Consider the following 14,885-nt stretch of genomic DNA (forward strand, 5'->3'; position numbering starts at 1 on the left):
CGTTGAGTGGGGGCTTAGGATTTGGGTTGGCGGCTGGCTTTTTCGGCCAAGCCAGAGGTGCCTTCGCGGCGAGCCAGTTCAGCGGCGACTTCATCGATGTCGACGCCTCGCCAAGCAAGTAGCACCATCGCGTGATAGATCAGGTCGCCAGCCTCGTAGATAAAATGCTCGCGACCTGCATCGCCCTCTTCGCTGGCCGCCTCGATCATCTCTTCGGCCTCTTCACGAATCTTTCCGCCGATCTTTTCCGGGCCACCCGAAAGCAGTTTGGTCGTGTATGAGCCTTCCGGCATTTCATTGGCTCGCGTGCGGAGCGTCTGCATGAGGCGACGTAGCGACTCCAGATTGGGTGGCGATTCAAGGGGGGAATCGGCGTCGGGATTGGACATCGGAAATCGGGCGATCAAAAAAGAGCGAACTTGGGCAGTAGCGAGGGAGTCCGATAGTAAACTGGCGGTGCCAAATTGCCAATTGATGGGCTACGCTATTGCCTGCACCTGCTTGATTCTTGTGCCTACACCCGCTTGATTCTCGTGCCTACGAGTGCGCGATTCTGGCCGGGTTTTCCCGTTGCGACACTATTTGGACCCAACTTTGCGCTCATGATTACCATCGTCGACTACCAAATGGGCAACCTGCGAAGTGTGCAGAAGGCTATCGAGCGAGTCGGTGGCGAAGCTCGAATCAGTTCCGATCCAAGCGAAATAGCTCAGGCCGAAAAACTTATTCTGCCTGGCGTTGGAGCTTTCGGCGACGCCATGGCAGAGCTCAACCATCGCGACCTCGCTTCACCGATTCGGGACTTTGTTGCTTCGGGCCGCCCATTCTTGGGTATCTGCTTAGGGCTTCAATTGTTGTTCGAGCGAGGGTTTGAACACGGTGAACATGAAGGGCTGGGAGTGATTGCCGGTGACGTCGTGCGGTTCGCGCCAGCGCCCCAGCGGAAAGTGCCGCACATGGGGTGGAATAGCGTTGTTAAGAAACACGACGCACCGGTGCTTGCGGACATCGAAACGGGAACTCACTTCTATTTTGTTCACTCATACTATGTTCGCCCGACCGACCCCGGTGTCGTGGCACTGGAATGTGAGTACGGCGAAAAATTCTGTGCGATGGTTTGGAAAGACAATATCTTTGCAACGCAGTTCCACCCAGAAAAAAGCCAAGCCGATGGGTTGAAGGTTTTAGCTGCATTCGAGAAGTTGCCTGCAACGTCCAACGCGTCTTAATTCAACTTCTCCTTTCGCAAGCTATGTATGTCTGTTTCACCAAAACCCAGCTCTTTGATTGTCCATCGGTCGGTGAACAGCGACGGACGTTTGGCTGTTGAGTACTCTTGGAACGAAGATCGGTTTGTTCATCGCATACTCGTTGACGACACCGAGGTCGCTCGTAGTATCGATTCGGATGCCGAGAATGATTGGCCCGACTCGCCCCCGATTCAGCAGATCTCGCTCGAGCCAATCAACGATCAACCAACAATCCTAGGGGTGGGGGGAGCCGGTCGCGGTCATTGGAGCATCAGCGTTGGCCGTAATCCTCAGCAACCCAATTCCATTCGTTTCGACATCGCCTGTCGAGTGAAAGAGACACCAAAGTTTCTCGGCAGCAGCTATCGAGTGAGTGGTGAACTTGCGATCGAAGCTGTGGTGGGTGAAGTTGTTACGGAAGCGTCATTAGTTCGTGTGTTGCAACGCGAGACGTTGTCGGGAAACCTAAAGGACACTTACCGCTGGGTCTATGACGTAGCGATTCCAGAACCTGAACTTAGTTAGATCAAACACAACATGAGCAAGTCGACCTGCCGCTGGGGAATTCTAAGCACTGCTGGAATCGCAAGGAAAATCTGGAACGCGATCGAAGTCAGCGAAAATGGATGCGTGGTCGCGGTGGCTAGTCGTAACGAGGCCAAGGCGCAGCGGTTCATTGACGAATGCAGCGCGCAAACGGCTCCGGAACAATCTGTGCAAGCCGTCGGTGATTATGAATCGTTGATTGCTGATCCCGACATTGACGCCATCTACGTCCCGCTGCCCACCGGGCTTCGCAAGTCATACGTGGTAGCTGCCGCCAAGGCGGGCAAGCACGTGCTGTGTGAAAAGCCAGTCGCGATTCACAGTTCCGATCTTGAAGAGATGGTTGGTGCTTGCGAAGCGGCCGGTGTTCAGTTCATCGACGGTGTGATGTTTGATCATTCGCAGCGTTGGGAAGCACTCAAGTCGACGTTGCTTAACGAATCACCCATTGGAAAGGTGAGGCGAATACAAACTCACTTCTCGTTCGCTGGTGACGCCACCTTCAAGTCCTCTAATATTCGGACCGACGCCACGCTTGAACCGCATGGATGCCTCGGTGACCTGGGGTGGTATTGCATCCGGTTCACGCTGGGCATCATGGGAGGTCACATGCCGCAGTCAATACGGGCTTCTACCGTCACACCTATAAAGGGGGAGGGTTCTGCTTCGGACGTGCCTGGCGAGTTTGCTGCAGACATGACCTTCGAGGGTGGAGTAACAGCCTCGTTTTACTGCTCTTTTTTGTGTGAAAATCAGCAGACCGCGTGGATTTCAGGCGAGCAGGGCTATGTCAGCTTGGACGACTTTGTTTTGCCTTTATTGGGCGATCACACCCATTACGACGTGCATCACCACCAACTGTTGATCGACGGATGTCGCTGGCATTTCCATCGCAACAGCGAAACGGTTAAGTTCGATGAACCGGCGTGTGATCGGGCGGGAGCTCAAGAGATTGCGATGGTCACACGTTTGGCCGAAGCGGCAATTACGGGCGAAGTCGATGCACGTTATCACGATTTGGCACGACGAACGCAGTTGGTCCTTGATGCATGCCGCCGCAGTGATGCCGCGGGCGGTCAGGTCATTACGATTTGACCAATGATGCCAGTACTGCGTCTGCGGGACCCCTGTAGTGCGTAGGTGGGATTAACACGCTGCAATTGCGGATTTGTTGATGATTTAGAATATCACGCACGACACGAGTCTCTATAATCGATCCGAAACCGATTTGATGTTGCCAGGAGAGAAGTAGAGGAAAGTACAGCAAGCGATGCAGCGTTTGCCGCCGAATCGGTCACCCACCTTGCAAGCTCACCATGTCTGACAATTTCGAACTGTTTGATCGACATCGCGAAACACCTGTCCGTTGGCAATCAAGCAAAGAGACCGACAGCGATGATCACAACATTCCTTCCCCATGGAAGAATGGGGATCAATTCGGGCAATTCACTCTTGAGAAGCTGTTAGGTGCCGGCAGTAGTGGTTGGGTCTTTCGCGCGTACGACGCCGAGCGAGACCGGCATTGCGTGCTAAAAGTATTAAAGCCACGCAACAAAGAAATGCTGCTGCGGAACCGAATTGGATTCCGGCGGATGCTAACAATCGAGCATCCCAATCTTGTCAAAGCGGATCGCATCTACCAGATCGACGATTACACAGCTTTAAGCATGAACGAGGTTCGTGGAACGACGTTGGCTGAAGCGATTCGCCGCATCGCCAACATGGAACCCGAGCAGGCGTTTGCAACGTTGCTTACGCTCATTCGTGACTACGCGACCGGCTTGGCTGTGTTGCACGCGCACGGTTTGGTTCATCGCGACATCAAGCCTCACAACTTGATGGTTGATGAAAACAATCGTGGCGTGATCATTGACTACAGCCTTGTAGACTATTACGAGCTCAACGACCAAGCGTCTCATGCGAGCGGGTTATTTATCGCTACGTTGCGGTACACTGCACCGGAGGCAATTTGTCAGCAGCGTTACTTGCCCGCTGGCGATATTTATTCTCTTGGTCTCGTCGTAGCCGATGCGTTGTACATCGTCGCGAAAGCAACCTCGCATTTTCCGACAAGCCTTCGTGGCGAAGAAGCATTCACACCTCGATTCGGTGACATGGAAGTCGACACGGATCTCATTATCGAGAATCTGGGTGGTCTGAAACAAATTGTCCCGGACCTGATTCGTGATGCCTGTGTTGAGATGCTCGATCGGCATCCGTCGGAACGACCTACGGCGATGCGTTTGGCGCGACTGGGACTGCCGCCAACGTCCGTGGTGCCGTGGGTGGTCGAAGACCCAATGTTTGGGCGTCAGGAAGAACTGAAGAAAGTATCAGATTGGGCCGACAGCGTTTTCGAGGGAAAGGTTTCTCGATTGCACATTACCGGCCCATCGGGAATCGGGAAGTCACGTTTGCTGACCGAAGTGGTGAATTTGATCGAGAGCCGACGTTGGGGTCAGGTCTTTACAGCGAAGTGCCGCGCTCGCGAAGACGCTCCGCTTCAGGCGTTTGCTCAAATATGTGACATGATCGGTCACCGATACCGACGCGAAGATCGCGAGAAAATGCGACTGCATGCGTGTAGCGCAAATTTTCTTTGCCAATCGTTTCCGGTGCTGGGCGCCGTGATCCAACGGGTCGACGAATTCGACCCTACACCGGTGCAAGAACTTACTCGCGACGATGCACTCGAAGCGGGGGCGCAACTGAGTGAAGAACTTCGCAACATGGGGCCGTTGTTTATCGTGATCGACGATGCTCAGTGGGCGGATCGAGATAGCCTGAATGTCCTCGACCGTTTGCAAGTGGCAGTGGGGCAACATGGATTGGGCCTGATCACCGTTTCTCGCGAGCCGAAAGATCCGCAACGAAGGTCTGCCAACGTCACGATCGCGTTGGAAAAGTTGTCTCTGAAGACGGCCGTCGAAATGTTGCAGCACGCTGCGCAGCGTCACGGGCTCGATGTACCGTTGGATCAGATCGAACGATACGCCGTTACAGCCGACGGCAGTGCATTTCGTTTGCAAGAGTTGGCCGAGGAATTTAGCCCAAGCGGGATGCTTCATTGGCTGCATCGACCACTTGGCGAAGACGATGAACTTGGTGAATTGGCTGTTCAGCCCGATCCGTATGGTTCGATTGATCAATTTTGGCGTCGCCGCGTCGACATGCTAAGCAGTGATGCGAAGGCGTTGTTGCCGTTGATTGCTGCGGGTGGTCATTCATCGACACGTCAATTGACCGAGCTATCCGGGCTTGGCGATGCCGTCGATGCCGCGATATCGGAATTGACCAAAGCCCGATTGATCATTGACGACGCCACCGGTCGAGAATGCATTTCCATTTTGCATGACCGTGTTGCCGACGAATTGGTTGGTTCGTTTAGCGAGCAGGTTCAACATGCCGCTCATGCGAAATGGGCTGAGCTGTTGATCAAGGAAGAGAACCCTGAATTAGCAGCTCGAATTGCGGGCCATTTGTTCGCTGCCAATCGACCTACCCAAGCGGTTCACTTTGCGATCTTGGCTGCGGAGGATGCTGAGCGTTTGCTTGCTCTCACCGAAGCTGCACGTTGGTTTTCTATCGCCGCGAAGTACACCGAAGGCAAAGAACGCGTCGACTTGGTTCGCCGAACCGCACGCAACTATCTTGACGCCGACCGGCCGGCTGCGGCCGCGCAGTACTACCGTGAATTGTCGAAGCTTGTCGATGGTGACGAACGCGACGAATGCGAACGTCTTTCGGTAATTCTTTCGATCCGATGTGGTCGGTTCTTATCAGTCCGAGACCAGCTCGACAAGCTGACAAAGCGGCTGCAATTGCCGCGTCCGAAATCGTCGTTGATGTCGGTGGTTTCTATCGCCATTCGCTATTCCAAGCTCGCCTGGAAGCGTCGAAAACGAAAGACCAACGGCGTCGAGGTTCGCGACGTGGTAGAGGCGTTTGGAATCGGAAAGGAATCTGCCGACGGTGTCGACTCTTCAAGCGAGTACGTTCTGCAACGTAAACGGCTAGACATGTGCAACCAGCTTGCCCGGCCGATGAGCTTGTTCGACAGCCTTTACGCCGCCGAGCTCAATGTTGTCGCGGCGAGCTTGGTCGCGGATTACGGAACTGATGAACAACGCATCCATGTCGCTGTCGGCGAAGCCGTGTTTGGGTGCTACAACCCTGGCAAAGCTCGGAATGATGGCGAGGCGATCATTCTGGCGCTCAACCAATACGTATCTGCGAATGGTCAACTTAAATCACGGGCAGACGTTTGGGCTGCTATCGCGTGCGCACATACGCTGGCGAGTCGATGGAGCCAGGTGAATGCTCCGTTGCGTTTAGCTGTCGACGCGTATCAATCACTGCGAGACCGAAACGGGTTCGAACTCGCTCACACTCAATGGATGGATCTTTGGGCCGATTGGAACCTGGGGCGTTGGTCGCAAATGCGAGATCCGTCCGAGCAAATGATTTCTGATGCTACAAAGCGAAGTGACCTCTACATGCAATTGCTCACTGTAGGAGGCTTCGGGGTAGGCTCTTATTTGATTGACGATCGACTAGACGAACTTCAACGAGTCTTTGAAGCGAACCAAAAGACAGAATTTGATAGCCGAAATACGGTGCTGTTTCAGGTATTCGACTGGATGGCCCAAGTTCAGTTGCAATGGTACGAGGGGAATTACAGGGAAGCTTGGAATATTTACCGCACCATGGAACCAGCGCTACACCGGTATCCATTTGGCAGCATGCAAATGATGCGGATCGTGCGTGCATCCTTCGGATCGTTGGGAGCCTTGCACTGCTTCAACGACGCCCATGCTGCTGCTTGGACCCGCCAGGTGCAGATGCGCATTGTTCAGCTCCGACGAGAAAAAAATCCATTCTCCGACGCAATCGCTGATCTGCATGAAGGCCTACTTCACGAGAAATTGGTGGGGGTTTCAGGCAAGGCAAACGATCGAGACAGAGCGATCGAATTATTCAATTCGGCGATCAAGCTGGCTAAGCCACAGCGGCTTCGACCGATCGAATTGGCGGCCATTGACGCGATTTCACGTCTGAGTGCTGAACTGAATGGGGACTTAAGCGGTGACCTCATTGGGGACTTCATTGAGGACTTAAGCGGAACCGATCCGCAGGCGGTTTCCACCGGTCAGCTCGTCAACCGCATGGTGAAGCAGGGAATCGCTCAGCCGGAAAAACTTGCTCGTCTTTACACGATTGATCCCAAGTCCATAAGTTGAGAGGGCAATTGTCTGCACTTCCCTCTCTTTTGATGCTCTTCTTAGCCCAGCATTGTCTTCGTCTTCTGATTCTCCGCCGCCTTCTTCGGATTGGTCCCGGCGACTTGCCCATCGCTATCAGGTGGAACTTTCAGCAACCCTGGCTGATTGGTTCGACCGACGCATGTGGGAGCAAGTTGGGGCTGGCGAGTTTCATGCGCCCATATCACCGCAAGAGTTGCTAGAGCCGTTTCCCGACGCAATCTGGCCAGCTTTGATGCGTTGCGACCTTATCCCAATCATCGGCAATAACGCAGGCGACTACATTTGCGCCGTCGTCGACGCTGATAATCGCGACGCGGAGTACATACATTGGTTTCACGGCGGTGGAGATTGGATCCCCTGGGGCAAGTCCCTTCCAGAGGCCTTGGTGTTTGATGCCGTCAACCATCGTTTGCCGGGGCCCAAACGGGACAATGCGATCCCCGCGGAAGATCCGCGACCGAATCATCAATCGACTCTCGCGACGGATCCATTGTTGGCGTGGGCGCGATCGCACTTACCGGCCAACCTTCGATTGGAACTAGATGATTCATCGCTATACGAAACAATTTTCGAAAGCGACATTTCCTTCGAAGCAGCACGCCTTCGGAAGATCGAAGCGATCTTCGAGAATCCATCGGCAGAATCACACCTCGCCGATGCCATGCGTTTGGTCAACGAGGTGATCCGTCGACGTAATGATCTGGCATGGGCCCATCACGTGGCCGGCGACATCTCGCAAAGACAAGGTGATGCGGATGCCGCGAGTCACCATTTCTTGGCGTCATGCTTCTGTTCCGTCTTCAGCGATCAATCAGTTCGTCTGCGTCACAACTGGGACAACCGAGTCGCCGTCAAATTTGGTGCATCACAATTGGCATCGTTATCCGCCGATGATGCTTACTACCTTCAATTGTTAGTTGGCCCTGATTCATCTAAACGTAAACAGCTTATTACCGAATATTGGATCAACGAATCCGAGCGAGCGAGCGCGGCAGGCCAAAATGACATTGCTTACGACTACGTCATCAATGCAGGGTGGGATGTGGGGGCACCTGATCTTAGGTCCTATGGAAGAATCATCAAACTTGCGTCCGAGTATGCTGAAAAAGCTGGGCAATCAGCCCGACATCACATTGCCGAAACGCATCTCGCTTGTTTTCAGTCTCGCTATGGTCGACTGTGAGCGGTAGGCGAGTACTTGCGATTGATCCTTTTCACGGCGGGTCGCACTTAGCTTTTCTCGAAGGGGTGGTCGGAAGTAGTCGGCATGCGTGGACCGTTATCGCCGACAAGCCGGTACATTGGAAATGGCGAATGCGAGCGTCGGCGCTCAAGCTAGCCCAGTTGGCTCAAGACGAAGTCAACGCACGTGGCAAACCTGAATTGATTTTTTGCACGGACATGCTGGACGTTCCCGCTTGGTTGGGAATGATGCGAAAGACTGATTTGAGCGATGTCCCGGTCGTGATCTACTTTCACGAGAACCAATGGACCTATCCGACCTCGCTAAGATCACGCGTCGATTTTCATTTCGGATACACGAACTTGATGTCCGCATTTGCGGCGGACCATTGTGTGTTCAATTCAGCTTATCATCGCGACGATTTTTTGAATGCCTCGAAGAAGTTCGTGGCCTCGATGCCAGATTCGCATGAGGCTCATCCTTGGAAGATGCTGAACGACAAATGCTGCGTCATATACCCGGGATTCGATGTTGGCTCGTCTGCCCCGATTCGTTCAGCCGACTTCAGCGCTAACTCAATCGTTCTCGGTTGGGTATCGCGATGGGAATCCGACAAGCGGCCTGACGAGTTTCTGCGGTTGTGTCGCATGCTGGACGAGCGAGGCATCGACTTCCAGTTGGTTTTGTTGGGACCACAACCGAACGAGCAGCTCACCGAGTCGCTTGAACTGCGGCGGAACTTCGCGAATCGCATCATTCACGATGGATATGCTAGGACAAGGCAAGAGTATCTGACATGGCTGAGCAGGATTGACATCGTTGTTTCCACCGCCGATCACGAATTCTTTGGCATTGCGATTTGCGAAGCGATTGCATCAGGAGCGATTCCGGTCGTTCCCGATCGTTTGAGTTATCTCGAGCTAGTTCCGAAATCGCAGAGATATGACACAATCGAAAACGCTTGTTTGCAAATCCAAGAAATTGCAAACACCCCGTCGCGAGATCGAGAGCCTATCTTTCAAGAGTGTCTCAATAAAATCCAGCCCATGCACTTGAGTCAATCAGTCATGGAAATCGACCTGTTGATTGAACGACTAGTATCGACCGACTAGCTGATCCATCGCAACTGCGCTGACTGACACTTACACTCGGCCCGCGTTAAAGCAGACCCTAGCATGCGAGCTGGATTAAAGTTGGCCAGCAATGAACGCTTCGCCCATCGCCGATGGCACTTCTGCTTCGGCCAATACGAGCGCCGCCCCGTTGGCTACCACGCGAGCTTGCATTTGTTGAGTAAACGCAACTGCTTCGGCGCGGCGAATTTCGGCGTGCGCTTGTGCGATTCGAGTATCGGCAACCGCTTGATCACTCTGCAACCTAGCACCGATATTTTCTCCCACATCAATGTCGTAGATATCAATGGATACGATCTCGAATGCTGTGTTGGTATCCAATCCGTTGATCATCGGGCCTTTCGAGATTTGTGAAGGCATCTCTAGGACGTCCATGTGACTTTCCGCTGAACCGATAGCGGAGATGATGCCCTGGCCAACGCGAGCGACGATCGTCTCTTCGGTTGCTCCGCCGATCAGTTGATCAAGATTGGTGCGAACGGTTACCCGAGCGCCGACGCGAAGCTCGACCCCATTCTTCGCTACGGCACTGAGCGTTTCATTGCCACCGTTTTCGCCACTTGGGCAATGAATGACTCGTGGCGTTACGCTAGTTTGGACTGCCTGAAGGACATCTCGACCCGCTAGGTCAATGGCTGCGGCGCGATCGAAGTCGAGTGCAATCCCAGCGCGTTGAGCCACGATTTGGGCCATCACCACTTTCATCACATTGCCGCCCGCCAAATGATGAGCCTGCAGTCGCGTGGTGCTCATTCCGGTCACGCGGTCAATCGGCAAGCCCGCCTGTTTAGCCATGATTTTGGCTGTCACGATCATCGAATGGTCGATCCGCAAAAAGCTCATGACGATCAAACTCTTCAGGCTGACTTCTGCGCCGCACATGTAAGCTTGGAACCAGTAAGATCCCCACTTGATGACCACACCGATGATCGCCAGCGAGATAAGTGCCAGGACGATCAATCCACCGATCGTCCACCAGGCATTTTCTGTTGCTCCAAAGATCAAGCTCATTGCATTCACGGTCGAATTCCTGCCAAAACGCTCCACCACCGACTCGCCGAAGGAGCAAATGCCTTCGACGCAGCCGACTTCCTCGGGTGACCTTCGCTACAGGTGACCAGATTGTCATTTCTAACCGCATCATGTTAGCGTCGCGTTCATGTTAGCGGGTGGGGGTATCTATTTACGCTGAATTTCGATCAAAGACGTAAAAGTGAGCGTTCTAGCTGATGTTTTTGGTGATGCGAGTCAAACGAGGCCCAAAATCGCATTGCTCGCTAAAACGGACCGGGGTTGGCTATAACGAATCGGGGGTAGGCTATAACGAACCAATTCACCTCGTTCATGCGAAAGTATTTTGAATCCGAATAAGGTCACCGCGATTCGGTCGTCCGGGCTGACGATCTACGACTCACTCGACGATCGTCCTGAGCTATTTTTTGATTTGGATGAACTCGAGCAGACCTTGATCGCTGCGCTACTGGGGACAACGCTCGACTTTCCATTGCGGACGCGTTCCAAGGTCGCAAAGCAACGAGTCTGCAAAGCGCTCGGCTATCCGGTGCCGTCGAGTTTTCAAAGGACTCGTCCACGATTTCCGGGGCAAGAACTGGACGTCTTCGTTCAAAAATCCAACAACGTCCAAATCTGGAACGACGGGATCACTCCGACGCGACGTTACGCTCTCATCCGCGTCGACGATCGCGAACGTGTCACAGGCGTACGCGTTATCAACGGTGAAGCACTGTCGCGGCTCGATCGAAGCGATACGCTCACCCACAAATATCAAGCCACCAGTCAGGACCCAATCGTACGTAGCACGTTGGTGTCGTCAACCGATACCGGACCCGTGATTTCGAAGATCGTTTCGGCAAACCATCGCGAGCAAGGCAATTCGGTTCCCTTCTTCGCAGACTTCAAGCCTATTGCCGATGTGTTTGAGAGCCTGTCGCAACTCATAGGAGTGCGGATTGACAATCCGGGTGCCGATCAAGAACGCAATCGCGGTGCTGGTTTACATGTGGCGATTGCCCATTGCTTGGCAAGCGATGAATTGACGGATAATGGTCAGTTCCCCGACATCGCCAGCCAACTGCTTGAAATCAAACTGCAAACCGCGACGACCGTTGACCTGGGAGCAGTTCATCCCAACAGTGAAGAGATTCTGGTTGGCTATCCTGCTGCCAAACGCCTTGGCATTCGTCACTGCGATGTTCGCTACGCGATTCTTTATGGCAGTATTGATGACGAAGAAGTCATCATCGAGCACTTGGTGCTCACGACGGGACAAGACTTCTTCAAGTTCTTTCAGCAGTTTGGTGGCTTAGAGAAGAACTCCAAGAACCAGATCACGTTGCCGGGTGACTTTTGGGATTAGTCCACCCCAAAGGCTTGGCGAACGAGTACGTCGGACTCGGATTCCAATCGAGATCGCGTTGAAGGACGCTTGGCAGCGAGTATTTTTTTTGTGAGACGAATGATCTGCCGACTGTCGTCACACTTGAGATCGGGCAATGGGAACTGCTTGACGTATTGAGTCATGAACCGGCGTCGTCCAGCGTAAAGCTTGTTGTGAAAACGATGATCGTAGTAGTCCGTGATGAAGGTTGAGTTGGCGATGGCAAGGATCAGGTACAACCAGTCTTCGGGGTAGCCATTCTTTAGCGTGATCCAGTAGCAGTCGCCGTTGACGATTGCCGTTGATCGGTCCAGGAAAAACGTGGGTCGCTCCGAGATATCCGGAAATACGATCTTGGGCTCAGTCCAATCCGTTGGACGATGGGGCACCCAAATTTCATACCAATTTCGGCCACTTTCGGTCACGTAACTGCGACCTTCCAGGCGTTCGCGGTGAGAGTCAAAGTAGGCTGCCGCGCGGGGGAAGTCTTCGAGTCGAATGGCTTCTCGTCGCCCATCACGAAGCTGATGTGGATAGAGAACGGATTTGCGAATCGGGGTTCCATCGATGGACCATCGTTCTGCGTCGTGATGCGTGATCAATGGGTGGATCAATTTGCGTTCGGGTCGGCTCGCCTTATCAAGGTCGTCCCAACGCTCCCGAATGAATACAGCATCGGCGGTTGTCTTGATGCCGACACGAATGTTGGCGACATCAGAGAATTTCGCCACTTGGTATCGCTCGACCGTCTTCAACCAAGCGTTCGATTGGGGTGTCGCGAGTGTCCATATGGCATCGTCTTGCCCGATTGCCAATCTGCCCCGCTCGATCTCGTAGACTCCTTGTTCGGTTCGTAATTTTCCCGCGACGGTCGGATCACTTACGCCATCAAGAACATCGCAAGTCGTTGCCGTTTCTTCTTCTAATTCCGTGTGAGATCGGCATTCGTAGATTCGCGTAAATGGAGCTTCATCATGGAATTTGCCGCCGTTGTCCGACTTCTTTTGCGCCGCCACCACCACCGGCAATACAGACGCCGAAAACAGTTTGGTGTCGCCCAAGTCAATTACCTCGGCGATGTCGAAATGTTCTCGCAAGTAGGTCCGCAACTTGACGCCTGACTTGATTGTCAAAAAACGGTTCGACGTCAGCAAGCCGAGTGTTCCGCCATCGCGAAGGACACTCGCCATCGCGATTGAGAACGCATGGTAGAGGTCAACGCGTCCACTCAAGCCAAACCGTTTGGCCAACGACTGAGCCTCGCGAGAACCGAGTACTTGCGTTCGTACGTAAGGCGGGTTCGCAATGACGATGTCGTATCGGAAGCCATCGTCTTTCTTCACGACATCAAGAAAGTCATGTTTGACGATGGTGACACTGGCGACGCCAAGGTTTGACAAGTTGGCCTGGGCGTTGCTCGCTGCGTCGGGATCTCGCTCGAATCCGAAGAGCTGCATTCGTCGACGTACTGACGGTTTCGCGTTTTGAGCGATTGCCACAAGAAGATTTCCGTCGCCGCACGCGGGGTCCACTACGGAAATCGACTTCGAACTCTTTCCATAAGCCAGTAGTGTCCTTTGAGCTAAAAACGCAGCTAGATTTTCCGGCGTGTAATGGATGCCATTCTGTTTGATCAAGTCAGGCATCGTTTTGATCAAGTGGGCAGGATTAAGTGGTGAGCGAGGCCAATTGTGCTTTCGACGTAGCGAAAGTGTAACGGTTGTTCGGTTGTTGCGGGATGAGTTGGTTAGGAGTGTGGCCACGATCGGGCACCACGAAAACGATCGCAACAGTGTCATTTTTTCGATTCGCTTCACCGCAAGCGTTATCGCTCTAGTGCACCGGGCTCGAGTTTCGATGAGAGAAGACGAGAGGTTGTTCTCTTTCTTGTCAACAATAGTCCCACTTGCGTTTATTCACCCATGTCTGAACAAACAGGCGGAAGCCCGATTCAAGCAGCACTCGTAACGATGCTATTGGGCGCTGGTGGCTACTACTTTTACAACAACCAAGATTCAGTCGACTTAGGAAACCTTTCCAACGCCGCACGAAGCAAGTTCAGCAACAGCACCTCGATCGATGACACTTTTGTCAGTTACCGTGATGCGCCCGTGATGATTGGTCCAAACCAGTCGTTGCTTGCCAACAAGAACACTCCGGTCGACACGTCTAGTCGATTGACGGGATTGAACCACGATTACGTACCTGCACCGCGTGTTGATACACTCGCCGCGAAGTCGGCGGTGACCATTAGTTCGACGGTACCTCGTCCCTCGTATCGGCCCGTCAAAATAGCTTCTTGGTCGCTGGGAGGATTTGGTCCTACCAAGCTAGCCAGTGCTGATGCTCGCAAGTACGTTAGCAAAGTGATTCGTCGCTACGATGTGATCGCATTGCAACAAATTGCGTCCATTGAAAGAGACCTAATTCCAAGGCTGGTTGATGTCATCAACGGACCCGAGCATCGCTACGATTATGTGCTCGGTCGTTCAACGGGCCCCACCGGTCGCCAGGAACAACTTGCTTTTATCTTTGACACGACAAGTGTGAGGGTTGACCGTAGGCAGACGTACACGGTGAGCGATCCTTCCGAGCAGATGATCTACGATCCGCTTGTTGCGTCCTTTCAAGCGGCTGAACCCAACGAAAATGAAGCGTGGACTTTCTCGCTCGTGAATGTTCGCGTTGACTTAAGTCGAGCCGCAGCAGAGGTCGCTCTATTGCCCAATGTTTTGCGATCGGTCTTGAATGACGGTCGCAATGAGGATGACGTGATCCTGCTGGGGCTATTCCAGGCTGACGATGACTACCTGATTCCGACGATGGGGTCAGGCGAGATGGATGCAGCCGTTCATCATCGGTCGACGGACGTCTTTGGTCGATTCCAAACGAGCAACATCCTGATCGCCCGTGGCGCCACTAGCGAGTACCTCGGGCGTGGCGGAGTGTTTGATTATCGTCGCAACTACGATCTCAACCCAGTGGAAGCCGAATCGGTAACTAGCCACTTGCCAGTGTTCGCTGATTTTACCGCTCATGAGGGCGGCGAACTGTAGCGAGGACACTTTCATGAAGTCTCGGTGGCAGTGATAGTGATTGGATTCCCCAGGT

General features: G+C 53.3%; 11 protein-coding genes. 8 read left to right on the forward strand and 3 right to left on the reverse strand.

Features of this window, described 5'->3' with window-relative positions; translation table 11 throughout:
• Nucleotides 1–14 precede the first annotated feature (14 nt).
• On the reverse strand, nucleotides 15–389 hold the full coding sequence (gene hisE, locus Pla22_RS10290; protein WP_146514534.1) for a phosphoribosyl-ATP diphosphatase: 375 nt from the start codon (nucleotides 387–389) through the stop codon (nucleotides 15–17).
• A 213-nt stretch (nucleotides 390–602) separates the two neighbouring features.
• Here hisE and hisH point away from each other — a divergent pair, with 213 nt between their 5' ends.
• The 6 genes from hisH (at nucleotide 603) to Pla22_RS10320 (ending at nucleotide 9,355) form a co-directional block, all read left to right on the forward strand.
• The gene (gene hisH, locus Pla22_RS10295) at nucleotides 603–1,229 is read left to right on the forward strand and encodes an imidazole glycerol phosphate synthase subunit HisH (RefSeq protein ID WP_146514535.1); all 627 of its coding nucleotides are present in this window, start codon (nucleotides 603–605) and stop codon (nucleotides 1,227–1,229) included.
• A 27-nt stretch (nucleotides 1,230–1,256) separates the two neighbouring features.
• Nucleotides 1,257–1,775: a hypothetical protein gene (locus Pla22_RS10300; RefSeq protein ID WP_146514536.1), complete on the forward strand. Its 519-nt coding sequence runs from the start codon at nucleotides 1,257–1,259 to the stop codon at nucleotides 1,773–1,775.
• A 12-nt stretch (nucleotides 1,776–1,787) separates the two neighbouring features.
• Nucleotides 1,788–2,891 carry a Gfo/Idh/MocA family protein gene (locus tag Pla22_RS10305; RefSeq protein WP_146514537.1) on the forward strand — a complete coding sequence of 368 codons (1,104 nt, stop codon included), beginning with the start codon at nucleotides 1,788–1,790 and terminating at the stop codon, nucleotides 2,889–2,891.
• A gap of 221 nt (nucleotides 2,892–3,112) precedes the next feature.
• Nucleotides 3,113–7,036, forward strand: coding sequence for an ATP-binding protein (locus tag Pla22_RS10310; protein WP_146514538.1), 3,924 nt, complete (start codon nucleotides 3,113–3,115; stop codon nucleotides 7,034–7,036).
• A 52-nt stretch (nucleotides 7,037–7,088) separates the two neighbouring features.
• Entirely contained in the window at nucleotides 7,089–8,243 is a 1,155-nt protein-coding gene (locus Pla22_RS10315; protein ID WP_146514539.1) for an SMI1/KNR4 family protein, read from the forward strand.
• Nucleotides 8,240–9,355, forward strand: coding sequence for a tRNA-queuosine alpha-mannosyltransferase domain-containing protein (locus Pla22_RS10320; protein WP_146514540.1), 1,116 nt, complete (start codon nucleotides 8,240–8,242; stop codon nucleotides 9,353–9,355). Before Pla22_RS10315 ends, Pla22_RS10320 begins: the two co-directional genes overlap by 4 nt.
• Before the next feature lie 75 nt (nucleotides 9,356–9,430).
• Here the strand turns inward: Pla22_RS10320 and Pla22_RS10325 are convergent, their stop codons facing one another.
• Nucleotides 9,431–10,387 carry a flotillin-like FloA family protein gene (locus Pla22_RS10325; RefSeq protein ID WP_146515359.1) on the reverse strand — a complete coding sequence of 319 codons (957 nt, stop codon included), beginning with the start codon at nucleotides 10,385–10,387 and terminating at the stop codon, nucleotides 9,431–9,433.
• 346 nt (nucleotides 10,388–10,733) lie between these two features.
• Here Pla22_RS10325 and Pla22_RS10330 point away from each other — a divergent pair, with 346 nt between their 5' ends.
• The gene (locus Pla22_RS10330; RefSeq protein ID WP_146514541.1) at nucleotides 10,734–11,753 is read left to right on the forward strand and encodes a restriction endonuclease; all 1,020 of its coding nucleotides are present in this window, start codon (nucleotides 10,734–10,736) and stop codon (nucleotides 11,751–11,753) included.
• Here Pla22_RS10330 and Pla22_RS10335 read toward each other — a convergent pair.
• Complete coding sequence (locus Pla22_RS10335; protein WP_165440590.1) at nucleotides 11,750–13,420, reverse strand: Eco57I restriction-modification methylase domain-containing protein; 1,671 nt, start codon at nucleotides 13,418–13,420, stop codon at nucleotides 11,750–11,752. The two genes, Pla22_RS10330 and Pla22_RS10335, sit on opposite strands and share 4 nt — an antisense overlap.
• Before the next feature lie 276 nt (nucleotides 13,421–13,696).
• Between Pla22_RS10335 and Pla22_RS10340 the strand changes: the two genes are divergently transcribed.
• Nucleotides 13,697–14,830 carry an exonuclease/endonuclease/phosphatase family protein gene (locus Pla22_RS10340; protein ID WP_146514543.1) on the forward strand — a complete coding sequence of 378 codons (1,134 nt, stop codon included), beginning with the start codon at nucleotides 13,697–13,699 and terminating at the stop codon, nucleotides 14,828–14,830.
• The last annotated feature ends 55 nt before the right edge of the window (nucleotides 14,831–14,885 follow it).

This window comes from Rubripirellula amarantea (assembly GCF_007859865.1).
In the GTDB taxonomy this organism is placed as follows: Bacteria; Planctomycetota; Planctomycetia; order Pirellulales; family Pirellulaceae; genus Rubripirellula; species Rubripirellula amarantea.

Excerpts from the sequence above, each read along its gene's own strand:
- hisH (WP_146514535.1), top strand. The coding sequence starts at position 603 with ATGATTACCATCGTCGACTACCAAATGGGCAACCTGCGAAGTGTGCAG.
- Pla22_RS10305 (WP_146514537.1), top strand. The coding sequence starts at position 1,788 with ATGAGCAAGTCGACCTGCCGCTGGGGAATTCTAAGCACTGCTGGAATC.
- Pla22_RS10340 (WP_146514543.1), top strand. The coding sequence starts at position 13,697 with ATGTCTGAACAAACAGGCGGAAGCCCGATTCAAGCAGCACTCGTAACG.
- Pla22_RS10325 (WP_146515359.1), bottom strand. The coding sequence starts at position 10,387 with ATGAGCTTGATCTTTGGAGCAACAGAAAATGCCTGGTGGACGATCGGT.
- Pla22_RS10335 (WP_165440590.1), bottom strand. The coding sequence starts at position 13,420 with ATGCCTGACTTGATCAAACAGAATGGCATCCATTACACGCCGGAAAAT.
- Pla22_RS10310 (WP_146514538.1), top strand. The coding sequence starts at position 3,113 with ATGTCTGACAATTTCGAACTGTTTGATCGACATCGCGAAACACCTGTC.
- Pla22_RS10300 (WP_146514536.1), top strand. The coding sequence starts at position 1,257 with ATGTCTGTTTCACCAAAACCCAGCTCTTTGATTGTCCATCGGTCGGTG.
- hisE (WP_146514534.1), bottom strand. The coding sequence starts at position 389 with ATGTCCAATCCCGACGCCGATTCCCCCCTTGAATCGCCACCCAATCTG.